Annotated in this window: 21 protein-coding genes; 7 read left to right on the top strand and 14 right to left on the bottom strand. The window is 72.3% G+C overall.

What is annotated here, in order from left to right:
- Window positions 1-12: 12 nt before the first annotated feature.
- Entirely contained in the window at window positions 13-975 is a 963-nt protein-coding gene (locus tag APR04_RS25415; RefSeq protein WP_253876071.1) for a 1,4-dihydroxy-2-naphthoyl-CoA synthase, read from the top strand.
- A 420-nt stretch (window positions 976-1395) separates the two neighbouring features.
- Here the strand turns inward: APR04_RS25415 and APR04_RS25420 are convergent, their stop codons facing one another.
- From APR04_RS25420 to APR04_RS25430, 3 genes are all read right to left on the bottom strand, one after another.
- Complete coding sequence (locus APR04_RS25420) at window positions 1396-3054, bottom strand: ABC transporter transmembrane domain-containing protein (RefSeq protein ID WP_253876074.1); 1659 nt, start codon at window positions 3052-3054, stop codon at window positions 1396-1398.
- The gene (locus APR04_RS25425) at window positions 3041-4285 is read right to left on the bottom strand and encodes a DUF1611 domain-containing protein (RefSeq protein ID WP_253876076.1); all 1245 of its coding nucleotides are present in this window, start codon (window positions 4283-4285) and stop codon (window positions 3041-3043) included. The genes APR04_RS25420 and APR04_RS25425 overlap by 14 nt, the downstream gene beginning before the upstream one ends.
- Before the next feature lie 114 nt (window positions 4286-4399).
- On the bottom strand, window positions 4400-5479 hold the full coding sequence (locus APR04_RS25430) for a DUF3048 domain-containing protein (RefSeq protein WP_253876079.1): 1080 nt from the start codon (window positions 5477-5479) through the stop codon (window positions 4400-4402).
- A 114-nt stretch (window positions 5480-5593) separates the two neighbouring features.
- Between APR04_RS25430 and APR04_RS25435 the strand changes: the two genes are divergently transcribed.
- On the top strand, window positions 5594-6853 hold the full coding sequence (locus APR04_RS25435; RefSeq protein WP_253876082.1) for an AMP-binding protein: 1260 nt from the start codon (window positions 5594-5596) through the stop codon (window positions 6851-6853).
- A gap of 85 nt (window positions 6854-6938) precedes the next feature.
- On the top strand, window positions 6939-7808 hold the full coding sequence (locus APR04_RS25440) for a 1,4-dihydroxy-2-naphthoate polyprenyltransferase (RefSeq protein ID WP_253876099.1): 870 nt from the start codon (window positions 6939-6941) through the stop codon (window positions 7806-7808).
- Window positions 7809-7844: 36 nt separating this feature from the next.
- Here the strand turns inward: APR04_RS25440 and APR04_RS25445 are convergent, their stop codons facing one another.
- Window positions 7845-8129 carry a DUF4229 domain-containing protein gene (locus tag APR04_RS25445; RefSeq protein WP_253876101.1) on the bottom strand — a complete coding sequence of 95 codons (285 nt, stop codon included), beginning with the start codon at window positions 8127-8129 and terminating at the stop codon, window positions 7845-7847.
- A 106-nt stretch (window positions 8130-8235) separates the two neighbouring features.
- Between APR04_RS25445 and APR04_RS25450 the strand changes: the two genes are divergently transcribed.
- Window positions 8236-8637, top strand: a complete 402-nt coding sequence (locus tag APR04_RS25450) for a PLDc N-terminal domain-containing protein (protein WP_253876104.1) — start codon at window positions 8236-8238, stop codon at window positions 8635-8637.
- 59 nt (window positions 8638-8696) lie between these two features.
- Here APR04_RS25450 and ccsB read toward each other — a convergent pair whose 3' ends face one another.
- From ccsB to APR04_RS25475, 5 genes are read right to left on the bottom strand one after another with little or no spacing between them, the layout of a single operon-like run.
- The gene (ccsB, locus tag APR04_RS25455; protein ID WP_253876106.1) at window positions 8697-9689 is read right to left on the bottom strand and encodes a c-type cytochrome biogenesis protein CcsB; all 993 of its coding nucleotides are present in this window, start codon (window positions 9687-9689) and stop codon (window positions 8697-8699) included.
- A 2-nt stretch (window positions 9690-9691) separates the two neighbouring features.
- Complete coding sequence (gene resB / locus APR04_RS25460) at window positions 9692-11512, bottom strand: cytochrome c biogenesis protein ResB (protein ID WP_253876109.1); 1821 nt, start codon at window positions 11510-11512, stop codon at window positions 9692-9694.
- Complete coding sequence (locus APR04_RS25465) at window positions 11512-12327, bottom strand: cytochrome c biogenesis CcdA family protein (protein WP_253876111.1); 816 nt, start codon at window positions 12325-12327, stop codon at window positions 11512-11514. Before APR04_RS25465 ends, resB begins: the two co-directional genes overlap by 1 nt.
- Window positions 12327-12923, bottom strand: a complete 597-nt coding sequence (locus APR04_RS25470) for a TlpA family protein disulfide reductase (protein ID WP_253876114.1) — start codon at window positions 12921-12923, stop codon at window positions 12327-12329. The genes APR04_RS25465 and APR04_RS25470 overlap by 1 nt, the downstream gene beginning before the upstream one ends.
- The gene (locus APR04_RS25475; protein ID WP_253876117.1) at window positions 12923-13567 is read right to left on the bottom strand and encodes a histidine phosphatase family protein; all 645 of its coding nucleotides are present in this window, start codon (window positions 13565-13567) and stop codon (window positions 12923-12925) included. Before APR04_RS25475 ends, APR04_RS25470 begins: the two co-directional genes overlap by 1 nt.
- A 151-nt stretch (window positions 13568-13718) precedes the next feature.
- Here APR04_RS25475 and APR04_RS25480 point away from each other — a divergent pair, with 151 nt between their 5' ends.
- Window positions 13719-18395, top strand: coding sequence for a family 78 glycoside hydrolase catalytic domain (locus APR04_RS25480; protein ID WP_253876120.1), 4677 nt, complete (start codon window positions 13719-13721; stop codon window positions 18393-18395).
- An 84-nt stretch (window positions 18396-18479) separates the two neighbouring features.
- Here APR04_RS25480 and APR04_RS25485 read toward each other — a convergent pair whose 3' ends face one another.
- Complete coding sequence (locus APR04_RS25485) at window positions 18480-18992, bottom strand: MarR family winged helix-turn-helix transcriptional regulator (RefSeq protein WP_253876122.1); 513 nt, start codon at window positions 18990-18992, stop codon at window positions 18480-18482.
- A 222-nt stretch (window positions 18993-19214) separates the two neighbouring features.
- Here APR04_RS25485 and APR04_RS25490 point away from each other — a divergent pair, with 222 nt between their 5' ends.
- Window positions 19215-19766 carry a YceI family protein gene (locus tag APR04_RS25490; protein WP_253876124.1) on the top strand — a complete coding sequence of 184 codons (552 nt, stop codon included), beginning with the start codon at window positions 19215-19217 and terminating at the stop codon, window positions 19764-19766.
- 129 nt (window positions 19767-19895) lie between these two features.
- Here APR04_RS25490 and APR04_RS25495 read toward each other — a convergent pair whose 3' ends face one another.
- Together APR04_RS25495 and APR04_RS25500 are read right to left on the bottom strand one after the other, a co-directional pair.
- A complete protein-coding gene (locus tag APR04_RS25495) occupies window positions 19896-20543 on the bottom strand; it encodes a redox-sensing transcriptional repressor Rex (protein ID WP_253876127.1) in 648 nt (215 codons plus the stop codon).
- 60 nt (window positions 20544-20603) lie between these two features.
- On the bottom strand, window positions 20604-20852 hold the full coding sequence (locus APR04_RS25500; RefSeq protein WP_253876129.1) for a glutaredoxin family protein: 249 nt from the start codon (window positions 20850-20852) through the stop codon (window positions 20604-20606).
- A gap of 183 nt (window positions 20853-21035) precedes the next feature.
- Here APR04_RS25500 and APR04_RS25505 point away from each other — a divergent pair, with 183 nt between their 5' ends.
- Window positions 21036-21830 carry an HAD family hydrolase gene (locus tag APR04_RS25505; protein WP_253876132.1) on the top strand — a complete coding sequence of 265 codons (795 nt, stop codon included), beginning with the start codon at window positions 21036-21038 and terminating at the stop codon, window positions 21828-21830.
- 105 nt (window positions 21831-21935) lie between these two features.
- On the opposite strand, the gene APR04_RS25510 is transcribed toward APR04_RS25505, so the two are convergent.
- A complete protein-coding gene (locus APR04_RS25510) occupies window positions 21936-22034 on the bottom strand; it encodes a 30S ribosomal protein bS22 (RefSeq protein WP_003792170.1) in 99 nt (32 codons plus the stop codon).
- 204 nt (window positions 22035-22238) lie between these two features.
- A complete protein-coding gene (locus APR04_RS25515; protein WP_253876144.1) occupies window positions 22239-22907 on the bottom strand; it encodes a potassium channel family protein in 669 nt (222 codons plus the stop codon).
- Window positions 22908-23094 lie beyond the last annotated feature (187 nt).

The raw sequence follows: 23094 nt of genomic DNA on the forward strand, positions 1-23094 counted from the left end.
ACGCTTGCCCGCGTGAGCACGAGCACCGAACTGCCCCCGCAGGTCTCCGAGACGTTCGACCCGCAGCGCTGGCGCGCGGTAGCGGGCTTCGAGAACCTGACCGACCTCACCTACCACCGCGGCGTCGACCGCAGCGGCCCCGAGCCACGCGACCTCCCGGTGGTCCGCATCGCGTTCGACCGCCCGGAGGTGCGCAACGCGTTCCGCCCGCACAGCGTGGACGAGCTGTACCGGGTCATGGACCACGCGCGCATGACGTCCGACGTCGGCACGGTGCTGCTGACCGGCAACGGCCCCTCCCCCAAGGACGGCGGCTGGGCGTTCTGCAGCGGCGGCGACCAGCGCATCCGCGGGCGTGACGGCTACCGCTACACGACGGACACAGCGGGCGAGACCGCTGATCACATCGACCCGGCCAAGGCCGGCCGCCTGCACATCCTGGAGGTGCAGCGCCTGATCCGGACGATGCCCAAGGTCGTGGTCGCGGTGGTGGACGGCTGGGCCGCCGGTGGCGGGCACTCCCTGCACGTCGTCGCCGACCTCACGGTCGCGTGCCGGGAGCACGGCAAGTTCAAGCAGACCGACGCCGACGTCGGCTCGTTCGACGCCGGGTACGGCTCCGCGTACTTCGCCCGCCAGATCGGGCAGAAGCGTGCCCGTGAGGTCTTCTTCCTCGCCCGCGAGTACTCCGCCGACGACGCCGAACGCTGGGGCTCCGTCAACGAGGTGGCCGCCCACGAGGACCTGGAAGGGCTGGCGCTCGAGTACGCGAAGATCATCGCCACCAAGTCGCCGCAGGCCATCCGGATGCTGAAGTTCGCGTTCAACGCCGCCGACGACGGCATCGCCGGCCAGCAGGTGTTCGCCGGCGAGGCGACCCGGCTGGCGTACATGACGGACGAGGCGGTCGAGGGCAAGGAGGCGTTCCTGGAGCGCCGCGAACCGGACTGGTCCGGGTTCCCCTACTACTACTGACGGCGCCCGCCACGACGACTGACGGCACCGGCCGGCCCAACCGCAACGTACGCGTTGCCAGATAGAGGCGGCGGCGCCGAACCGCAAGGTGCACGCCACCGGCGGCGCCCAACCGCAAGGTCCACGTCACCGGCGACGCCGAACCGCAAGGTCCACGTCTCTCAGGCCCCGGATCGACGTGTACCTTTCGGCTCGGCGCCCGGGGTGACACCTATCTTGCGGTTCGGCGGATCGAGCAGCACCGTTGGACGCACAGCTTGCGGTTCGGCGGGACCGAGAGCCACCGCCGACGCGCAACCTGCGGTTCGGCGCAGTCGACGCAGTCGACGCAGCGGGCGCAGCGGGCGCAGTCGGCGCACCAGCCGCACAGCTGCACAGCCGCAAAGCCGCACCAACCGATGCGGAGAGCGCGAGCGGCCGTCAGTCGTCGTCGTCCGGCGTGCGACCGTCCGGGGTGACCGGAACCGGCGTCGCATCGACCCGAACCTCCTCGGCACCCAGGGCTCCCGCCAGATCGTCCGGCCCGGTGAACACCACTACCCCCGGATAGCCGGCCAGGATCCGCTCCAACCGGCCGCGCCCCTCCTGGTTCAGGTCCCGGTCCAGGTCGACGACCAGGAGCAGCGGCGGCTCACCATAGATCGCGCGGGCGAGAGCGAGCCGCGCGCGCTCGTCGGTGGTCAGCGGCTCCCCGCCGGCGCGCAGCTCGGTACGGAACCCGCCCGGCCACCGGTCCGCGGAAAGGCCGACGGCCTCGAAGACCTCGGTGGCCGTCTCGTCGTCCAGGTCGGGACGCCGGTAGCGCAGCGCTCGGCGCAGCGGCCCGCGCTCGAACACGGTGCCCCTGGTCGCGAGCCCCACCAGGGAACGGCCGAGCGCCGGTGCGACGCCCCGCAGGTTCTCGCCGGCCACCCATACCTCGTCGATGGCGCCCGGCGGGGCAGCGGAGAGCCCCACGACGCGGCGCATCAGGCGCAGCGGCGCCTCGGGGTCGTCGCTGGTCAGCCGGATCCGGGCGCCGGCGGCCGCGCGCAGGGGCGAGCCGTCCGGGGTGAGCCCAGGGACGCCCAGGTGCACAAGGCCCGGCCCGTCCACGCCGTCGGGCGCGGGGGCCGACGCCGCGGTATTGCGCACGTGCTCGTACTCGGCACGCCGTCGGGCGGCGTCCGCGAGCGCCGGGCCGAGGACCGCGCGGGCGGCCAGGTAGGTCTGGCGGTACTCGACGATCCGCCCGATGTCGATGATCGGGGTCGACGCGATGCCCGCTACGGCCATGGCGGCCATGGTGACCGCGGGATCGAGGCCCCGGACGACGCCGATCGCCGCGACGGCGAGGGTGGCCAGCAGAGCTGCCACGGTGCCGCCGGCCCGGATCGTCCCGATGATCACCGAGCGGTCGACCGCACGGTCGATGACGACGTCCGAGGCGGAGTCGATGTGGCCGAGCTCGCGCCGGGCACCCCGCGCCGCCATGATCTCCTGCGAGGCCCCGACGGTGTCGGCGATCCGGGTGGCCATGCGTCCGCGGGCCCGCCGCAGGCGCCGCGACTTCAGGTACGCGGTTCGCGCCCAGGGCACCATGACCGCGGCGAGCACGCCGAGCGGGAGCAGGAACCCGATGCCGAGGTACGGGTCGATGATCGTGAGGCCCACGGCGGAGCCGACGATCAGCGGGATGCCCGCCGCGAGCGGGCCGACGCCCTGCGACACCCAGTTGCGGACGCTGGAGAGGTCGTTGGTGGTCCGGGCGACGGTGATGCCGAGGTGGGTCCGGCTGCCCGGGGTGAGCTCGGCCTCCAGCAGGTCGCGGCGTACCCGCCGCACATAGTCCTGGCCGAGCCGCTCCGCGACGATCCGCTCCTCGACACGCAGCCCGCCGAGCGCGACGGCTGCCGCCACGATGCTGAGGACGGCGACCGCCATCGGCCAGGGGCTGCCTGCCCGAAGCTGGGTCAGCGTCCAGGCGCTGACCGCACCGAGCGCACCCTGGCCCAGCCCCAGCGCGACCAGACCGAGCAGCCAGGTCCGGCGGGTTCCGGTGAAGACCTTCGGCAGCTCGCCCGGCTCAGGCGATCGCATGGCTGTCCCCAGCCTCTCCGACCGGGACCAGGTCCCCGGCCGGAGCCACGCCAGCAGCCGGGGCCAGGCCTGCGGCGCTCAGCGCGACGGACGGCAGGCACAGGTCGAAGGTCGGCACGACACGCACGTCGAGCTCCGCACGGGCCTCGGCCATGGCGAGCGGCGAGGACGTGAGCACGCCGGACACGACCGACGGCTCGCAGCCGAGCGCGCGGAGCGCCCCGACTCCCCCGCTCGCACCGAGCGCGTCCCCGGCGGCGAACACCACGCGGTCGACCACCGTGCGGAACGCCTCGTCCGTGAGGAGCCTGCGCGTGTCGCCCTGGTAGAGGCCGTCGGCGATCTCGATCAGGACGACGTCGGGAGCGCCGCGGCCCGCCGGGGACGCCAGCACGTCGGCCATCGTCGCGAACACGTCGCGCACGTCCTCGAAGGCGAGGCCGAACGTGCTGGGGAGGCCGAAGTCGGTGAAGTCGATCACGTGGTCGGCACCCGCGTCGGTGTAGTGGTGGGCGTCGTTGCCTGCGCCCGTCCCCGTGGCCTTGCCTGCGTGGACGGTGCGGCCAGCGGCGGCGAGCCCGCGGGCGAGGCAGGCCAGCGCGGTCGACTTGCCGGAGTTCATCGACGTACCGACCACGGCGACGACGGGCACGCGCGACGCCGCCCCGCTTGCCGACGACGCCGGGCGCACCGGGTATGGCGCGAAGGCCGAGAGGTTCACCACCCCGTTCGCGTTCGAGAGCAGCCCGACCGGCTCGATCACCGTGGCGTCCTTGATCGCGGCGTGCTGGTCGACGACGCGCGAGGCGAGCCCGCCGGCGGCCGCGAGATGGCACGGCCCGAGGTCCTCCGGGATGACCGCGTGGAACTGGTCCGCGGCGTAGCGGGACCCGTAGGACACGACGATCTCGTCACCCTCGAACAGGATCTGACGGCGGGAGGCCGGGGACTCCAGCCGCCGGTGCTGGCCGATCGTGACGACGCGCGCCAGGACGACGTCCCCGGGGCGTGGTGCCTGCGTCGGGTCGGTGATCAGGTCGAAGGCCGCGGGGTCCGCCTCGACGGCCGCGGCGACGAACCGCGTGGAGTAGGCCTTCTTGGCCCGCAGCAGGCGGCGCACGAGCGGGTCGGGCGTTCGCGCCGCGCCGTCGACGGCGCCGACCCGAAGCGGGGTGGCGAGGGGACGCGGGGCGTAGCCGCGGGTGTGCGGGGACGTGTCGAGAATGCTCATGGCAGCCACGCTTTCTGGTCGAGGGACGCACGGTGCAACACCCGTCACTCAACTAGGTTGCCATGAACCCGTCATGAGACCCCGATGAAAGGTCTCTCATGCGTGATAAAGCGCTCAGCGCGGCGACCAGCTCCCTGACCGCTGCGGCACCAGCTCGATCCACGTGTTGCCCGGGTCGAGCTGCGCTTCCTTGCCGTCCGGCAGCTCGAGCACGATGGGCGCCCGGTGGTTCTTCTTGGACCAGCGCACCGAGATGCTGTGCCCCATGGAGGCCAGCGTGCCGTCACCGCTGCTGCCGGCGAGCCGGTGCTCGGGAACCGGAGCGCCCGACGGGTCCACCCACTTGGTGTCGAACACGTAGGTGGACAGCACGAGAACGTTGCGGGCGGAGTGCCGACGACCGTCCGCGGTGACGGACGCCGCGGAGCCCTCGCTGCGCAGGTATCGCTTGCTCTCCGGGTCCCAGGTCCAGACGCTGCGCTGTGCGGGGGACAGGCGCACGTCCACCTCCCGCGCGGGCTTCCCTGCCTGGGGGGCCGACCCCTCGCCCACCTTGCGCGCGTACGCGAACTGCGCAGGCGGCGGGCTCGTCCGCCGACGGTCGGCCTGCTCAAGGAACGTCGGCACGCTCCCGATCACGTTGTGCGGCGCGACCCGGCCGGGATCTCGCGTGAAGCCGGCGTCGCCGTCGTCCATGATGACCGTCTGCGTGCCCTCGCGCTCCGTCGCGGCGATGAACGGTCCCTGCCCGCCGGAGAACGCCAGGATCCCGTCGAGCGGCGCCACGATCGCAGGATCCATCGGCCGCACGGAGCGCACCGGCTCCACGGCGTCCGGGATCTTCGAGTGGTAGGTCGCCACGAACCGCGTGATGCCGCCCTCGATCACCTCTTCCCACACGATGTCGGCCTCCACGAGGCCACGCTGGGGCCGGGCCGCCACCGAGTTCTCGATCTTCACCGACACGGCCGGGCGCTGCGCGACCCTCTCGGTCCCCACGCCGGTCAGCGGCCACACCAGGGGCACGTCCGGTTCCGGCGGCCCGTCCCGGTCGCCCCGTACGGGGGCGTCGACGGTGGTGGTGGGCGTGGGCGCGGGCTCGTCCGGCTCACCGAGACCGCAGCCCGCCAGCCCCAGGGCGATCACCAGCGCGGCACCCGTGGTCCGTACGGCAGTCGTCCAGCGTGCTGTCATCCGACCTCCTCCGCAGGCACCCGCCCCCGGGCACTCCCGGGAGGCCGTTCCGCGTGGCGCACACCCTACCCACACAGTAGCCCCGCGCCCCCGAGGCAGCCTTACCCTCGTGAGGTGGCCTCGACCGACCCCTTGACCGACGTCGTCCGCGCCGTCCGGGACGCCCTCGACGGCGGTCCCGCCTATGCCCCGCAGCCCCGCCTGTCCGACGCCGTCCCGCCGCCCGGCACCGCGCTCGTGCTGCGGACGTCCGGTTCCACGGGAGACCCGCGCGAGGTCGCGCTGAGCGCTGCCGCCCTGCGCGCCTCGGCCCGGGCCACCCACGAACGGCTCGGCGGCTCCGGCAGCTGGCTGCTCGTCCTGCCACCGACCCATGTCGCGGGGGTCCAGGTCATCACCCGGTCCCTCGTGACGGGCAGAGGGGTGTACCCGCACACGCTGGACCGCTTCACGCCGGCGGGCTTCGCCGCCGTCGCCACCGACTTCGCCGACCTCCTGGCGCACGGACCGCGTGCGTACGTCTCCCTGGTCCCCACCCAGCTGCACCGCCTGGTCACCGCGGCCGAGGGCGGTGACGCCGCCGGTCTCGACGCCCTCACCCGGTTCGACGCCGTGCTCGTCGGCGGCGCCGCGACACCCGCCCCCCTGCTGGCCGCCGCCCGGGCCGCCGGCGTCCGCGTCGTCACGACCTACGGCATGTCCGAGACGAGCGGCGGCTGCGTGTACGACGGCGTCCCGCTCGCCGGGGTGCGCGTCCGGGCCGCCGGCGCCGAACCCGAGGCCGGGCGCGGCCCGACGCCCGGCTCCGGGGGCGTCGTCGAGCTGTCCGGCCCGATGCTCGCCGAGGGCTACGTGGGCGCCCCCTCCGCCACGGCAGCCGCCTTCCGCACCGACCCCGACGGCGTGCGCTGGTTCCGCACCTCCGACCTCGGCCGCCTGGACGACGGCCGCCTCACGATCCTCGGCCGCGCCGACGACGTCATCCTCACCGGCGGGGTCAACGTCGCGCCGGCGGCCGTCGAGGACGCGATAGCAGAGCACCTCGCAGGGCTCGGCAGCCCCGGCGAGGCGTGCGTCGTCGGCGTGCCCGACCCTGAGTGGGGCCAGGCCGTCGTCGCCGTCGTCGCCGTGGGGCGGGCGCCGTCCGGTCGCGTACCCGCCGGCGGGCCGGGCCTGACCGACAGCGGCGGCGAGCTGCTCGCCGGGCTGCGCTCCGCCGTCGGGCAGCGGCTCGGGTCGCCGGCCGCACCGCGGCGGGTGTATGTCACAGCAGCCCTGCCCACCCGCGGTCCGGGCAAGGTGGACCGCCGGGCCGTGCGGGACGCCGTCGTGCGGGCCGAGCGGATGGCAGGCCGGGAACCCGTGCGACCATGACTTCGTTCCTCCGCCAGGGCCGCGCACAGGCGCGGCGCCCGTGTCTGGAGAACCAGACAGCACCCCACGAACGAAGGACACGCTGATGGCGACTGCCGCCGAGTGGATCTCCGGGGCACGGCCCCGCACGCTGCCGGCGGCGGCGGCACCGGTCATGGTCGGTACCGGCGCGGCTGCCCAGGTGGACGCCGCCGCGTGGCTGCCCGCGCTGCTCGCGCTGGGGGTCGCCCTCGCGTTGCAGGTAGGGGTCAACTTCGCCAACGACTACTCGGACGGCGTGCGCGGTACGGACCTCGACCGGGTGGGCCCGATGCGGCTGACCGCGTCCGGCGCGGCCGTCCCCGGCGCGGTGAAGCGTGCGGCGTTCGCCGCGTTCGGTGTCGCGGCGGTGCTGGGCCTGGCCCTGAGCGCCGTGTCGGGCCACTGGTGGCTGATCGCGGTCGGTGCGGTGTGCATGGCGGCGGCCTGGTACTACACGGGCGGCAAGACGCCGTACGGGTACCGGGGGCTCGGCGAGATAGCGGTGTTCGTGTTCTTCGGCCTGGTCGCGGTGCTCGGCACCACGTACACGCAGGCCGACCTCATCACCTGGCCGGCGGTGCTCGGCGCCGTCGGTGTCGGCCTCATCGCGTGCGCGCTGCTCATGGTGAACAACCTGCGCGACATCCCGACCGACGTGCTGGCGGGCAAGCGCACCCTGGCGGTGCGCCTGGGCGACCACAGGGCCCGCCGCGTCTACGCCGCGATGCTTTGGATCCCGGTGCTGCTCGCCGCGGTGTGCGCGTTCTGGGCGCCGTGGTCGCTCGTCGTGCTGCTGCTGCTCGGGCCGGCGGGCCTGCTCACCATCCCGGTCCTCGCCGGGGCGCGCGGGAAGCTGCTGATCCCGGTCCTGGCCGGCACGGGCCTGTACGAGCTGGGCTACGGCCTGCTGCTCTGGTTCGGCCTGTCGCTGTAGCGGGCCCAGCGTCGCTGGCCGCGGCCTGGCCGCGGATTAGCCCCGGTCTCGGAGCTCGTCGTCCAGGCGCGCGTCCTCGTGGGCCGCGTCGACGTCGATCTTCGGGGCGACGACGCGCTCGGCGGCACGCCGGTCGGCCCGTCCGGCGATCCACCGCATAGCGGCGTCCCGCGGCTTGCGCAGCGTCAGGTACGACAGCGCGAACGCGAGCACCAGCGCCACGATCGGGAGCAGCACGCCCCGCATCCCCACCACGTAGAGCAGGCCGAGAATCACACCGAACAGTGCGAGGCGGAGCAGGGTGTAGAGCAGGAGAGGCACCTACCGATGATATGCCGCGCCCGGGTCGAGCACCGACGGACCGCAACGCGGGCAAGGTCACAGCACCGACTCCCGTATCCCCACCGTCCCACCGTAGGCTGGGGGTATGGCACGCATCCTCCTGATCCTGGTCGTCGTCGGACTCATGGCGTATGCCCTCGCCGATGTCTGGAGCGCGGACGAGGACGAACGCGGCGGGCTGCCCCGCTGGCTCTGGGTGCTCCTGATCGTGCTCCTGCCCCTGCTGGGCGCGATCTCGTGGATCGTGGTGCGTGTCACCGCCCGCCGCAACAACGCGGGCCCCTCGGGTCCCGGCCGCGGTAGCAGCCGCCCGACGCCTCCGTCCCCGCGCTCACCTCGGCCCGGCCCACGCCGCCCGGCCGGCCCTGTCGCCCCCGATGACGACCCCGAGTTCCTGTGGCTGCTGGAGCAGGAGAAGCGCAAGCGCGAGCGCGAGGCCAGGGGCCACCAGGACGCCAAGGACGACGACGCCGAGAACAACAACTGATGACCATGCACCTGCTGCCAAGATCTTGAGCATCTTGGCAGCAGGTGCATGGTCATCTGTCACAGGCCCGAGTAGGAGTGCTTCCCGTTGAAGATCAGGTTGACGCCGGTGAAGTTGAACAGCACGCACGCGTAACCGGCCACGACGAACCACGCAGCACGCGTCCCTGACCAGCCGCGCGTGGTGCGCGCATGCAGGTAGGCCGCGTAGACCACCCACACGATGAAGCTCCAGACCTCCTTGGGGTCCCAGCCCCAGTACCGGCCCCAGGCGTCCTCGGCCCAGATGGCACCGCCGATGAGCGTGAAGGTCCACAGCACGAACGCCACGGAGTTCAGGCGGAACGAGAGCGACTCCAGGGCCGACGGCGCCGGCGTGTGGTCGAGCCAGCCCCAGTGCCTGCTGCCGAGCAGGGGCGAGCCGTTGTCGCGCCCGTCCCGCAGGAGCTGCAGCACCGACGTCACGAACGCGACGGTGAAGATGCCGGTCGCGCAGATGGCGACGCCCACGTGGATCACGAGCCAGTACTTCTGCAGCGCAGGCTGCACGCCCATGGCCGCGACGAAGAACTGCTGCTGGGCCAGCACGAGGAACAGCACGCCGAGCCCGGTCACGAAGGCGCCGAGGAACCGCACGTCACGGCGCGTGTTGACGCCGACGAACACCGCGACCGCCACGAACGTGCCGACCAGCGCGAACTCGTACATGTTGGCCCACGGCGCGCGCCCCGCCGCGACGCCGCGCAGCACGATGGCGACGAGCAGCAGCGCGGCGGCCAGCCAGGTCACGGACATCCCGATCCCGGCGAGCTTGCGGTTCACCGCTCCGGGAGCGGCCGTCCCCGTGTCGGTGCCGCCGTCGGGGCCGTACGGCAAGCCCGGCTCGGCGCCGCCGGCACCGACCGTCACCTGCTCTCGGCCCCTGGCCGCGTCCCGTGCGTCGACTTTCGCCCCCGACAGGCGCGACAGGTCCACCGCGAACGCGATGAGCGCGACGGCGAGAGCAGTCGCGGCGCCCCAGACGAGCAGCACACTCAGGTTTGCCAGGTCCATGTTCAGTCCTTTTCCGATCTGGTCCGGGTCTCGACGGGCTCGACCACCGGGTCCGGCTCGATCACCGGGTCCGGCTCGACCACCGGGTCACGCTCTACCTCAGGGTCGGGCACTGCCGCGAGCGCGCGGTCGACCTCGGCCTGCAGGCCGGCGTCGTCCCCGCGGGCGAGCCCCGCGACCTCGACCACGGTAGCCCCGTCCTGCCCCACGTACGCCCGAGCCCAGACGCGACGCCGGGGCGTGAACAGCGAGACGGTGAGCCCGCCGAGGGCGAGCAGCGAGAACACGAGCACGAACCCGAGCGACGGGTCGTGCCGCAGGTCGAGCGCCACGTACCGCGGCAGCTCCTCGCCGAGGGTCAGGGTGCCGAGCCCGTCCGGGAGCTCGACGGTCTCGCCGGGCCGGGCCAGCACCTTGACGCGCTCGCCGGAGTCCTCGACGGCGGGGTCGAGCGACGCCGTGTCGAGCTCGTACACGTTCTGCGGGGTGCCCTCGTCGAGCCCCAGGTCTCCCGTGTACACCTCGAGCACGAGCAGCGGGTCGACGGGCTGCGGGAACACCGAGCGGGCGGACCCGTCGGGCTCGACCTCAGCCGTCGGCAGGAAGTAGCCGACGAGCCCGATCTGATCGAGCCCCGGGGACACGTCTGGCACCTTCACCACGCCGCGGGAGGTGTACATCGTGTCCTGCGGGACGAAGGTCACGCGGCCGGAGAAGGCGACCTCGCCCTCGGCGTCACGCACCGTGATGTCGGGCGCGAAACCGTTGCCCTGCAGGTAGATCTTGGCGCCGTCCACCACGAGCGGATGGTTCACCTTCACGGTCTCCGGCCGCTGCTCGCCCGAAGGCTCGGTGACGGTCACGTACGCCGTGAAGTCGCGCGCCTGCGCGAAGGCGACGGTGTCGCTCGCGAACTCCGACACGAACCGGTCGAGCGTCATGGAGAACGGCACCAGCGACTCCGGCCGGAACCAGGCACCCTTCTCGAAGGTGTCGTAGTCCACCACAGCGTTCGCGAACCCGCGGCCCTCGGTGACGATCGCCTGGCCGCGGTAGTGCAGCAGCTGGCCGGTCGCCACCGACACGAGCAGGCCGACCAGGGCCAGGTGGAACACCAGGTTCCCGGACTCGCGCAGGTAGCCCCGCTCGGCGCTCACGGTGGCCGAAGCCGGCCGTCCCGATGGTCGCTCCGGCCCTGCGCTCGCCAGCTCGCTCGGGCTCGACGCTCCACGCGCACCCCGGCCGGGTTCCTCACCTCGGTCCACACGGAACATGGGCAGCCAGGAGATCTTGCCCCGCAGGCGCGCGGCGACGGCGTCGGCGGCCTCCTCGGGCGAGACGTCGGTGGTCGCGGACGCCTTGGCCGGGAACCGGTCGAAGCGGAACGGCACGCGCGGCGGCCGGCCACGCAGGGCTCGGTAGTGGGCCATCGACCGCGGCAGGATGCAGCCCACCAGCGACACGAACAGCAGGATGTAGATCGCGGAGAACCAGACCGACGTGTAGACGTCGAAGAACCCGGCCTTGTCGAGCCACTCGCCGGCCGTCGGGTGGTCGGCGAGGTACTCGATCACGCCCGCCGCGTCCTGGTTGCGCTGCGGCAGCACCGACCCGGGCACCGACGCGACGGCGAGGAGCATCAGCAGCATGAGCGCCACGCGCATCGACGTGAGCTGGCGCCACATCCAGCGCAGGGTCCCCACCAGCCCCAGCGCGGGCATGGCGGGGCGGTTCGGCGTGGGCTGTCCCTCGCCGGACGACGGAGCGCCCTGCGTGAACTCGTCGGCTATCCCCTCAGGGACGTACCTACCTTCCCTGGCCATCAGATCACCGGCTCGAATCCACTGATCCAGAGCTGCATGGTCCCGGTCAGCCGCGTCCACAGCCCGGTGACCAGCAGCAGCCCGACCAGCACGAGCAGCCCGCCACCGATCCGCAGCGCCGCGAGGCGGTGCCGGCGCAGGAAGTCCAGCATCCGCTCCGAGCTCTGCAGCCCGAGGGCGACAAGCAGGAACGGCACGCCGAGACCCACGCAGTAGGCGACGCCCAGCAGCGCGCCGCGCCCCGCCGACGCCTCGTCGATCGCGAGCGCCTGCACGGCGCCGAGCGTCGGGCCGATGCAGGGTGTCCAGCCCAGGCCGAACACGACGCCGAGGAGCGGAGCGCCCCACAGGCCGGCGCGCGGGGTCACGTGGAACCGCGCCTCGCGCTGCAGGAACGGGACGGCGCCAAGGAAGCCGAGACCGAGCAGGATCACCACCGCGCCGAGCACGCGGGTGATGACCTCCTCCCAGCGCACCAGGTACGTGCCGAGGCTGCCGAACGCGGCGCCGAACGACACGAACACGACGGTGAAGCCGAGCACGAACAGGGCCACGCCGCCGACGACGCGGGCGCGCGCGGGCTTGGTGCGCGTGCCCACGGCTCCGGCGGTCGTGTTCATCGAGGCGGCGGCCATGCCGCTCACGTAGCCGAGGTAGCCGGGGACCAGCGGCAGCACGCACGGCGAGGCGAACGAGACCAGGCCGGCGAGCACGGCGACCGGCACCGCCAGGAGCAGGGAGCCGCTGAACGCGGTGCTCGCGAGCCCGTCGCCGACGGCGGTCGCGACGGCACCGAGGGGGCTGCCGGGAAGCATCAGGCAGCCTCCGCCAGGACCTCGTCGATCAGTGCCTCGAGCGTGGAGTGCTCCGCCTGCCCGATGACGCGCGCGGCGACGTTGCCCTCCTGGTCCAGCACCACGGTGGTGGGCACGGCCTGCAGCGGCACGACGCCGTTCAGGCCGGCGATCACGACGCCCGTGCGGTCCTCGATGCTCGGGTACGGCACCTCGAAGGTGCGCTGGAACGCGAGGGCGGCACCGGCGTCGTCCTCCGTGTTGATGCCGAGGAACTGCACGTCGTCCTTCGAGTTCGCGAGCTCCACGAGGTCGGGAGCCTCTGCGCGGCAGGGTGCGCACGCGGCGTACCAGGTGTTCACGACCACCACGTCGCCCGCCCACTCGGTGGTGTCGACGTCGTCGCCCTCGAAGGCGGTGCCCGTGATGGCGACGGGACCCTTGCGCTCGCCCGGATCGTAGGTCTGCACCGACCCGTCACCTGAGACGTACCCCTGCCCGACGACGTCGCTCGCGCCGGACTCCTCCGGTGTGCACGCCGCGAGCGCCGCGACCAGGCCGATGACGATGCCGACCGCTACCACTATCTGAACGACCTTGAAGGTCTTGCCCCGCATCACGCGCCGGCGACCTTGCTCGCGCCGGGGTACAGCTCCGCGGCGGGTTCCGTGTAGTGGAGGCCCACGAACCTGTCGTCCTCGAAGCTCAGGGACGTCAGGGAGGCCAGGTTGCACTGGCGGCTGCGCGGGTCGTGCCAGAGCTGGCCGCCCTCGAGCGACCTGCGGGTGAGCCACACCGGGAGCTGGTGGCTGACGAGCACGATCTCGTGGCCCGCCACGGCCCGGCGCGCGTCCTCGATCGCGTCGCGCATGCGCTCGACCTGGCGCGTGTACGGCTCGCCCCAGGACGGGCGGAACGGGTTCCACATGTACGGCCAGTTCCGCGGGCTCCTGAGCGCACCGCCGCCGTCTCCGACGGGGAGGCCCTCGAACCGGTTGCCCGCCTCGATGATGCGGTCGTCCGTGGCGAGCTCCAGGCCGAAGCTCTGCACCAGGGGTGCTGCGGTCTCCTGCGCGCGCTGCAGCGGGGAGGCGACCACTCGGACCACGTCCCGGCCGGTGTTCGTGAGGTGGTCGGCGACGATCTTCGCCATCGCCTGGCCACGGTCGGAGAGGCGGTAGCCGGGCAGCCGTCCGTACAGGACACCGTCGGGGTTGTACACCTCGCCGTGACGCAGCAGGTGAACCGTCGTGGAAACCATGGCGCCCAGTCTCGCACCCGACCCTGGGTGCCTGTGACCTCGAGCAGGTGTGGTTTGCCGTATCTCACACTCCTTGACCTTTAACGTTTAAGTCCTTTAACGTCTCCGCCAGTTTCACCATTGCCGCTGAAACGATTCAAGGGAGATCTCGATGTCGCTCGCCCTTCGCGCTCCACGACCCCGGAGCGTCCGGCTGTTCAGTCCGCTCGTTGCCCTCGCCCTCCTCGTCCCGCTCACCGCGGCGCCGCCCGCCGCCGGCACCTCCACCGCACAGCAGCCTGCCGGCCCCGCCCTCACCGTGACCGCGCCGACCGTGGACCGGCGCACGGACCCCACCGGGATCCTGCCCACCGATCCGCTCCAGTTCTCGTGGCAGCTCGATGCCGACCGGGACCGGCGCGGCGTCGTGCAGCGGGCCTACCAGGTGCGCGTCTGGACCGGCGGGACCGCCTCGGGCAGCGCCCTGTGGGACTCGGGCCGGGTCGCGTCGGACCAGTCGGTGGACGTGCCGTACGACGGCCCGGACCTCACTGCCCAGCGCGAATACACCTGGTCCGTCCGGGTCTGGGACGACGACGGCAACGCCTCCCGCTGGAGCAGCCCCGCCCAGTTCGAGACCGCGCTCGCCGACGCCGACGCCTGGACCGGCCAGTGGATCGGCAAGGACACGTCCGAGGTCGGCGCGGAGTGGACGGACTACACCGTCACGGTGACGGCGTCGAACATCGAGGGCGCGCTGGGGATCTACGTCCGTGGCTCGGACCGAGCCAATGCGTACATGTGGCAGCTCAGCGAGACCCAGCACGCGCTGCGTCCGCACGTGAAGGTGAACGACGGGTACGCGGTGCTCGACGCCGCGCCCTTCTCCGCGGACCTCGACCTCGCCGACCGGCACGAGTACACGCTCGAGGTGGTCGGCGACACCCTGACCACGCGCGTCGACGGCGAGGTCGTGGACACCCGGACCGACACGACGCACGCAGCGGCGGGCCTCGTCGGCCTCCGCACGAGCGGGGGCGAGTCCGCGCTCGTGCACGGCGTCACCGTCACGACGCCCGACGGCGACAGCCTGCTGGACGCCACGTTCCCCGGCGACGAGCACGAGCTGTCCGACGGGCGGGCCACCCCCGACGGGCTGGCCGTGAGCGAGGGCGACGAGGCGTGGGTGGAGCAGTCGACCGACGTCCAGCTCCTGCGCACCGAGTTCGACCTGCCGGACGTCCCGGTGACCAGCGCGCGCGTCTACGCGACCGCGCGCGGGCTGTACGAGCTCGAGCTGGGCGGGAACGCGGTCGGTGACCACCAGCTCGCACCAGGGTGGACGGACTACGAGGACCGGATCCAGTACCAGACCTACGACGTCACCGACCTGCTCCGCCCTGGCACCAACGTGCTCGGGGCGCAGCTCGCGAAGGGCTGGTTCGCCGGCCGCATCGCCCAGGCGGGGTCGGAGCGGTACGGGACCACACCGAGCCTGCTCGCCCAGCTCCGGGTCGAGCTGGCCGACGGGACCACCAGGACCGTCACGACAGGGGAGGACTGGTCGGTCGGGGACAGCCCCATCCGCACGTCCGACCTCCTGGACGGCGAGGGCTTCGACGCACGCGCCGCGCACGACACCGACGGGTGGTCGTCCCCCGGCTTCGACGCGACGGGCTGGGAGCCTGCCGACGTCATCGAGGCGCCGGCAGCAGAGCTCGTCCCGCAGCAGGACCAGCCGGTCCGGGTGCTCGAGGAGCTCGGCGCCACGGCGCTCCCGTCCCCTTCCGACGGCGTCCACCTCTACGACCTGGGGCAGAACATGGTGGGCCACGTCCGTGCCCGGCTCACCGGAGCCCCCGGCACGACGGCGACCCTCCGGTTCGGCGAGGTCCTCAACCCCGACGGAACCCTGTACACGGACAACCTGCGCACCGCCAAGGTCACCGACACCTACACCTTCGACGAGTCGGGGACCGGCGTCTTCGAGCCCACCTTCACGTCCCACGGGTTCCGGTTCGTCGAGATCACCGGGGTCTCCGAGGCGCCGGCGCCCGCCGACGTCGTCGGTGTGGTGGTCAGCACCGACACCGAGGAGTCCAGCGAGCTGTCGACAGGGTCGGCCATGGTCGACCAGCTCGACAGCAACATCCGGTGGGGCCGCCGCGGAAACTTCCTGTCCATCCCGACCGACACCCCGGCCCGGGACGAGCGGCTCGGCTGGACCGGTGACATCAACGTGTTCGGCGAGACCGCCGCCTACACGGCCGACTCACGCGAGTTCCTCCGCAAGTGGCTGCGCGACCTGCGGGACAGCCAGCGCGCCGACGGCGCCTTCCCCGGCTTCGCGCCGGTCATCCCCGGCCACTCCGACGGCGGCATGGGCACCGCCGGCTGGGGCGACGCGGGCGTCCACGTGCCGTGGACCCTCTGGCGCGCCTACGGCGACACCGACGTCGTCGAGGAGAACTACGAGGCGATGCGGCGCTACGTCGACTACCTGCACGCGGACTCCGAGGACTGGATCCGCGACGAGGGCGGGTACCTGGACTGGGTGAACCTGGACGACCCGACCGAGGCCGGCGTCGTCTCCACCGCCTTCATGGCCAAGAGCACCCGCGAGCTCGCCGAGATGGCCCGCGCCATCGGCCGGACGGCGGACGCCGACACCTACGACGCCGCCTTCGCGGAGATCCGGGCCGCCTACCAGCGGGAGTTCGTCGCCGACGACGGCACCGTGACGTCCGACAGCCAGACGTCGTACGTCCTGACGATCACGCACGGCCTGGTCCCCGACGAGCTCGAGGAGGAGGTGGCGGCGAAGTTCCTCGCGAGCCTCGAACGGCGCGACCTGCACCTGTCCGTCGGCTTCCTCGGCGTCGAGGGGCTGCTGCCCGCCCTGTCCCAGATCGGGCGGGACGACGTCGCCTTCGAGATGCTCCAGCACGAGGACTACCCCTCGTGGGGCTACGAGATCGCAAACGGTGCGACGACCGTGTGGGAGCGGTGGAACTCCATCCTGCCGGATGGCTCGTTCCACGACCCGGGGATGAACTCGTTCAACCACTACGCCTACGGGGCCGTCGGCCGGTGGATGTACGGGACCATGGCCGGCGTCCGCTCGCTGGAGCCTGGCTACCGCAGGACGCTCGTCGCGCCCCGGATCGACGAACGCGTCGGGCACGTCGACTACCGCCTGGACACGCCGTACGGCGCGGTCGAGAGCGGGTGGAACACCGAGGGCGACCGCCTGGAGGTGACCGTGACGGTCCCGGCCAACACCACGGCCGAGATCCGGGTACCTGCCGCGTCGCGGCACGCCGTGCTCGAGTCCGGCAAGCCGGTCGCCCGCGTCCGGGGCATCGAGTTCGAGCGCATGGTCGACGGCGCCGCCGCCTTCAGCGTGGGTTCCGGAACGTACCGGTTCGTGGTCGACGAGGCCCTCGGCCGGCTCGGCGACGCCCGCCAGGGCCTCGCCGAGCTCGGGGACGCCGTCGACGACGCACGCGCCGCCGGTCACCTGACCCGGCCGCAGGCCGCTCGCCTCGGCCGACTGGCCGACGGCGCCGCCCGGGACACCTCCAGGGCCTGGTCGGCCTACCTCCGCGACGACGACGGCGCCCCCGCGCACGTCCACGCCGCGCTGGCCGACGTCGGCAGGCTCCGGACCGCGATCGAGGGCACCCTCGGCGACGGGCTGCCAGAGGACGTCGCCGAGTCGCTGCTCGCCACCACCGACGCTGTGGCCACGACTCTCGCGGACGCCGCGGGCGTGCTCCTCGGGGCGCACGCTGCGCTGGTGGTTCCCGACGGGACCGCACTGCCCGGGTCGACCGTGCCGGTCGAGCTGAGCCTGGCGAACACCGGACGGCAGGCGCTCCTGCGGCCCGAGGCCGGGCTCACCCTGCCGGACGGCTGGACGGCGACGCCGGTGGGGCAGCTTCCCGACCGGGTGGAACCGGGGGCGACGGCGGTGCAGCGCCTCGACGTGTCGCTGCCTGCCGGGCTCGCGGCGGGCAGAGCAGAGCTCGCCGGCACCGTGGCCTACACCTACGGCGACTCGACGGCCGAGCTCCGGGTCACCGGTGAGCTCGACGTGGTGCCGGCCGTCGTCGTCGCCTCGGCCGCGACGACGCCCGACGCGGCCGGACCGGGAGACACGCTCACCCTGACTGCCGCGATCGAGAACCGGTCAGCCGTGAAGCAGTCGCGCACGGTGACAGTGACGGTCCCGGAGGGCTGGCCGGCACCCGAGCCGGCGGAGCTGACGCTGGCGCCGGGAGACGCCGTCGACCACGAGGTGGAGGTCCGGGTGCCCGGGTCGGTCACCGGTGGCCCCACACCCATCGGGGTCGCCGTCGGCGCTCATGACGACGAGTCGGCGCGGGCGACGCTGGACGTGCGGGTGCCGACGCCGCCTGCGGGCGTCGTCGACCATGCCGACATCGGCGACGCCGGGTCGGAGGCCGAGCACGGGCTGACCGCTTCCCCCGGCTCGGGGACCAACGTCGAGGCCGGCCTCACCCGCCGGTACACGGGCGTCACCGGGGGCAGCGGGTACTTCGAGCTCGACCTCGACGTCCCCGCCGGTGAGGCGTTCGTGCTGACCGTCGTCGAGACGTACGACGGCCCGCAGCGCAAGACCTACGGCATCCTCGCCGACGGCACCCGGGTGCTGAGCCGGGACCACCGCAAGACGTCCGGCGGCGCGGGCGCGGTCACGTACCGGCTGGAGGTCGAGCCGTCGGCAGCGACGTCGGACGGCGTGGTGCGGCTCCGTTTCGCGGACGTCCCAGGTGACTACGACCCGTCGATAGCCGACGTCTGGACCAGCACGCCGGGGGCCTAGCCACGACGCCTGCCCAGCGATCCGGCCCGTATCTCCTCGGAGATGCGGGCCGGATCGCTGGGTAGGCGTCGTGGGCCGCACCGGTTAGTCGCAGAGGGCCGTCAGGCCCTCCTCGGTCCCGCCCGAGAGCTTCGAGGACTCGGCGACCTTGGCCATGATGCGACCCAGCACGGCGAGCTCCTCCGGCTCCAGCGCGTCCACCATGATGCGGCGCACCGCGGCCACATGGCCGGGGGCGGCGGTCTCGAGAGCCGCGTAGCCGGCGTCGGTCATGGTGCAGTTCACGCCTCGCCGGTCGCCTTCCGCCGCACGCCGCTCGACCAGCCCACGCGATTCCATGCGCGCGACCGTGTGCGTGAGCCGGCTGCGCGACAGCACCAGGCCGTCGGCGAGCGCCGACATCCGCATGGTGCGCTCCGGCGCCTCCGAGAGCTGCACCAGCAGGCTGTACTCCCCGAGGGAGAGGTCGAGGGTCCGGTCATGGACGGCGCCGAGCGCTTCGACGAAGCGCGCGGTGCCCTCGAGGTAGCGCCGCCAGGAGCCCTGCTGCTCCTCGGTCAGCCAGCTGTCGCGCTGCTCGGTCGTCTCTGCTGCCATGTAGCCCACCGCTTTCGTGCTTGCCGAGCCGCCAGAGGGTGCCCGTCGCTCGCTGTCCGAGGGGCCGGGCGCGAGGCCCAGGGCCCGCCCCGCTGCCGCTCCGCGCCGGCCGGGACACCCCCTGGGAATACGTTACGGGACCGGCTATGTTAGATGTGAACGTGACTAGTTGATCTCTCAACTATCCACCCACAACGCCGCACCAACAAGGAGTCCTCTCTCATGGCCACCTCGCTTCCCGCCGGTCTGACCACAGGCACGTACGACCTCGACCCGTCCCACACCACCGCAGCGTTCTCCGTCCGCCACGCGGGCATCGCGAAGGTGCGCGGCACCATCGGCGTCGCCTCGGGCACCATCACGGTCGGCGAGGACCTGGAGTCGTCCAGCGTCACCGCCGAGCTCGACGCGGAGTCGGTCAACACGGGCGACGCCGGCCGCGACGGCCACCTGAAGAGCGCCGACTTCTGGCACGCGGAGGAGAACCCCGCCTGGATCTTCACGTCCACCGGCATCCGGCCCGACGGCGACGCGTACATCATCTCCGGCGACCTGACCATCAACGGCGTCACCAAGGGCGTCGAGCTGGAGACCGAGTTCGCCGGCACCGCCAAGGACCCGTTCGGCAACGACCGCGCCGGCTTCGAGGCCAACCTCGAGATCAGCCGCAAGGAGTTCGGCCTGACCTGGAACGCCTCGCTGGAGACCGGCGGCTTCCTGGTGGGCGAGAAGGTCAAGATCACGCTGGACGTCAGCGCGATCGCCAAGGCCTGACCTTCCCCGGCGCGCCGAACGCGCCGACTGACTTGCGTTCAGCAGGCTGCAGACGACCGTGATCCTCGTGGTCACGGTCGTCTGGAGCCTGCTGAACCGCTGTCAGGAACCGTTCCGGTCAGGTCACCCTCAGAGCGCAGCGGCCCGGGTCGCCGCGTGGAACGCCAGGATCTGCAGCTCGCCACCGACGTCGACGGACCGCACCACCACGTCGTCCGGCACCTGGAGCGCTATCGGCGCGAAGTTGAGGATCTCGCGGACGCCCGAGCCGACGACGGCGTCGGCCACGTCCTGGGCCCCGAGGCCCGGCAGCGCGAGCACGACCATGCTGACCCGTTCGCGCTGGATGACGTCGGCCACGCCGCGCACGTGCTCAACGGTCACGCCGGCCACGCGGGTGCCCACGACGTCGGGCGACGCGTCGAGGAGAGCCACCACCTGGAAGCCACGCGTCGCGTACCCGGAGTAGTTCGCGAGCGCGTGCCCGAGGTTACCGATACCGACGATCGCGAGCCGGTGCTCGGTCTCGAGGCCCAGGGCGACGGTGATGTACGAGGCGAGCGACTCGACGTCGTACCCGACGCCGCGCGTGCCGAACGAACCCAGGTAGGACAGGTCCTTGCGCAGCTGTGCCGAGCTGACGCCCGAACGCTCGGCGAGCTCCGTCGACGAGGTGAGGCCCACCCCCTCGGCCGCGAGGTCGCGCAGGGCGCGCAGGTAGTACGGCAGCCTCCCTACGGTTGCTGCCGGAACCGTGCCGTCACTGAGTTCGACCACGTGCTGCTCCCCTCCCCGCGACCACTGTGTCGCGGGCGTACGCACACACTGCCGGGATGATCATGCCAGGAGGCGGGCCAGGCGCGCACCGTCCACGCGCCAGAAACCTTGCTGGACCCCGTCCACCTCGACCACGGGGACATATTCCCCGTACTTCTCCCGCAGTGCGGGCGCGCTGTCGATGTCGACCTCGCGCCATCGGGCTCCGGCCCCCTCGCACACCTGCACGACGACGGCGCGTGCGTCATCGCACAGATGGCACGCCTCACGTGTGTACAGGACTACCCGGGCTCCGGCAGGACTTGTCACGACCCGAGGTTACGTCACGTGGACGACAGCGAGCGGTCGGTGTCCGGCACAGCCGGACGATGACGACGAACAGCCCGCTCCGGCGTCCTGGTCGCTCGCGTCGTCGCTCCCCGGTTTCGTCGCCCTCGCACCTCGTGCCCGGTGGGGACCTGCACGGCGTGACACGCGGATAGAGTGACCTCCATGCCGTCGACGCACCCATCGTCCGCCACCGCGGCGTTCTTCGACGTCGACAACACGATCATCCGCGGTGCGAGCGCCTTTCACCTGGCAAAGTCCGCGTACCAGCGCAAGTTCTTCGGCACCCGGGACATCCTCAGGTTCGCCCTCATCCAGGCGCGCTACCTGGTGTGGGGCGAGAACAAGGAGCAGATCGACGAGGTGCGCAACCGCGCACTGTCCCTCATCGCGGGCCGCAGCGTCGCGGAGATCGCCACCCTCGGCGAAGAGGTGTGGGACGCCGTCCTGTCGCTGCGGATCTATCCCGGCACGCGCCGCCTGCTCGACGAGCACATCGCGGCCGGCCACCAGGTCTGGCTCATCACCGCCACTCCGGTGGAGATCGCACAGCTCATCGCCCGCCGGCTGGGCGCCACGGGGGCGCTCGGCACCATCGCGGAGCACAAGGACGGGTTCTACACGGGCCGGCTCAACGGTGACCTGATGCACGGCCAGGCCAAGGCGGCCGCCATCGTCGAGCTGGCGAACATCAACGACATCGACCTCGACGAGAGCTACGCCTACGGGGACTCGCTGAACGACCTGCCGATGATGCGCGCGGTGGGCCACCCCTGCCCGATCAATCCCGACCTGCGGCTGCGCAGGCACGCGCAGGAGGTGGGCTGGCCCATCCGGGAGTTCAGGGGCCGGTCGCAGCGCGGGGCGGGACGCGGGGTGCGGACCGCCTCGTGGGCTGGCGCCGCGTGGGTGCTCGGCCTGGTGCTGCGCGCGGCGCGGCGCCGGCTGCAGGGCCGCTAGCCCGCCCGGGCCCGCCCGGGCGCACGAAGACCTGCACGCAGGCACGAAGAAGGCCCGGCCCACAGTGGGCCGGGCCTGCTCGTCACGCGCCAGAGGGCGCGAGCGTCACTTCTTGTTGCGGCGCTGGTGGCGCGTCTTACGAAGCAGCTTGCGGTGCTTCTTCTTCGCCATACGCTTGCGGCGCTTCTTGATGACGGAGCCCATAGGTCCTCGCAATGTTCGATCGGTCGGCGGCAGCCCGACGACGGGCCGCTCAGCGAAATGGTCCACGGTTGGTCCGGGACAGTGACGCCAGAGTGACGATGGCCGACCAACACGAAAGGGAGTCCGTTCCCTAGGCTACCTGGTCCAGCGCTCGCCCTGTAATCGGCGGGGGTGTGAGTTGTGCCGAGCGGGGTCTGGCGGCCGTCAGGGCCGCGCGGCGAACCGGTCGAGCAGCTCCGCGTGGCCCGAGCAGACGAGCAGGTCGTTGGCGGAGACGCGGGTCTCCGGCGTCGCGTAGACGAAGTCCACGCCGGGTGACTTCACGCCGATCACCGTGACGCCGTAACGCTTGCGGATGTTGGACTGCGCGAGCGTGAAGCCCTGCGCCTCCTTGGGCGGGCGCATCTTCACGATGGTGAACCCGTCCTCGACCTCGATGTAGTCGAGCAGCTTGCCGCTCACGAGGTGGGCCACGCGCGAACCGGCGTCGGCCTCCGGGAAGACGACGTGGTGGGCGCCGATGCGCGTCAGGATGCGGCCGTGCTCAGCGGAGATCGCCTTGGCCCAGATCTGCGGCGTGCCTATGTCGACCAGGTTGCCGGTGATGAGCACCGATGCCTCGAGCGACGAGCCGACACCGACGACGGCCACGCCGAAGTCCTTGGCGCCGAGCTGCAGCAGCGCCTCCGGGTTGGTCGCGTCCGCCTCTACCAGGGGCAGCCGACCTGACCACTGCGCTACCAGGGTCGGGTCCTGTTCCACGGCCAGCACGTCCTGGCCCAGCCGGTCCAGGGTCGCGCCGATCGACGACCCGAACCGCCCTAGTCCGATCACGAGCACCCCCGCGTCCCGCTCGGGCTTCTTCTCCGGCACGGTATTCCTCTCTGGCCACTTGTCAGACGTACGGGTCACGATAGTGACCTGGGGCCTGACACGTCCTCATCCGATGTTGTCTGTCGGTCGACGCCTGCTTTCCGTTCCGGGCGAGTGCCTCGTTCCTCGGCCCTCACCCTGCACTGCACTCCGGCCTCACCCGATGTTGTCTGTCGGGTGAGGCCTG

The organism is Promicromonospora umidemergens (assembly GCF_024171995.1).
GTDB lineage: Bacteria > Actinomycetota > Actinomycetes > Actinomycetales > Cellulomonadaceae > Promicromonospora > Promicromonospora umidemergens.

What these genes read in the sequence shown, in the direction of transcription:
- APR04_RS25420 (WP_253876074.1), bottom strand. Translation starts at nt 3,054, where the DNA reads ATGCGATCGCCTGAGCCGGGCGAGCTGCCGAAGGTCTTCACCGGAACC.
- APR04_RS25425 (WP_253876076.1), bottom strand. Translation starts at nt 4,285, where the DNA reads ATGAGCATTCTCGACACGTCCCCGCACACCCGCGGCTACGCCCCGCGT.
- APR04_RS25430 (WP_253876079.1), bottom strand. Translation starts at nt 5,479, where the DNA reads ATGACAGCACGCTGGACGACTGCCGTACGGACCACGGGTGCCGCGCTG.
- APR04_RS25440 (WP_253876099.1), top strand. Translation starts at nt 6,939, where the DNA reads ATGGCGACTGCCGCCGAGTGGATCTCCGGGGCACGGCCCCGCACGCTG.
- APR04_RS25450 (WP_253876104.1), top strand. Translation starts at nt 8,236, where the DNA reads ATGGCACGCATCCTCCTGATCCTGGTCGTCGTCGGACTCATGGCGTAT.
- ccsB (WP_253876106.1), bottom strand. Translation starts at nt 9,689, where the DNA reads ATGGACCTGGCAAACCTGAGTGTGCTGCTCGTCTGGGGCGCCGCGACT.
- resB (WP_253876109.1), bottom strand. Translation starts at nt 11,512, where the DNA reads ATGGCCAGGGAAGGTAGGTACGTCCCTGAGGGGATAGCCGACGAGTTC.
- APR04_RS25465 (WP_253876111.1), bottom strand. Translation starts at nt 12,327, where the DNA reads ATGCTTCCCGGCAGCCCCCTCGGTGCCGTCGCGACCGCCGTCGGCGAC.
- APR04_RS25470 (WP_253876114.1), bottom strand. Translation starts at nt 12,923, where the DNA reads ATGCGGGGCAAGACCTTCAAGGTCGTTCAGATAGTGGTAGCGGTCGGC.
- APR04_RS25475 (WP_253876117.1), bottom strand. Translation starts at nt 13,567, where the DNA reads ATGGTTTCCACGACGGTTCACCTGCTGCGTCACGGCGAGGTGTACAAC.
- APR04_RS25480 (WP_253876120.1), top strand. Translation starts at nt 13,719, where the DNA reads ATGTCGCTCGCCCTTCGCGCTCCACGACCCCGGAGCGTCCGGCTGTTC.
- APR04_RS25485 (WP_253876122.1), bottom strand. Translation starts at nt 18,992, where the DNA reads ATGGCAGCAGAGACGACCGAGCAGCGCGACAGCTGGCTGACCGAGGAG.
- APR04_RS25490 (WP_253876124.1), top strand. Translation starts at nt 19,215, where the DNA reads ATGGCCACCTCGCTTCCCGCCGGTCTGACCACAGGCACGTACGACCTC.
- APR04_RS25505 (WP_253876132.1), top strand. Translation starts at nt 21,036, where the DNA reads ATGCCGTCGACGCACCCATCGTCCGCCACCGCGGCGTTCTTCGACGTC.
- APR04_RS25510 (WP_003792170.1), bottom strand. Translation starts at nt 22,034, where the DNA reads ATGGGCTCCGTCATCAAGAAGCGCCGCAAGCGTATGGCGAAGAAGAAG.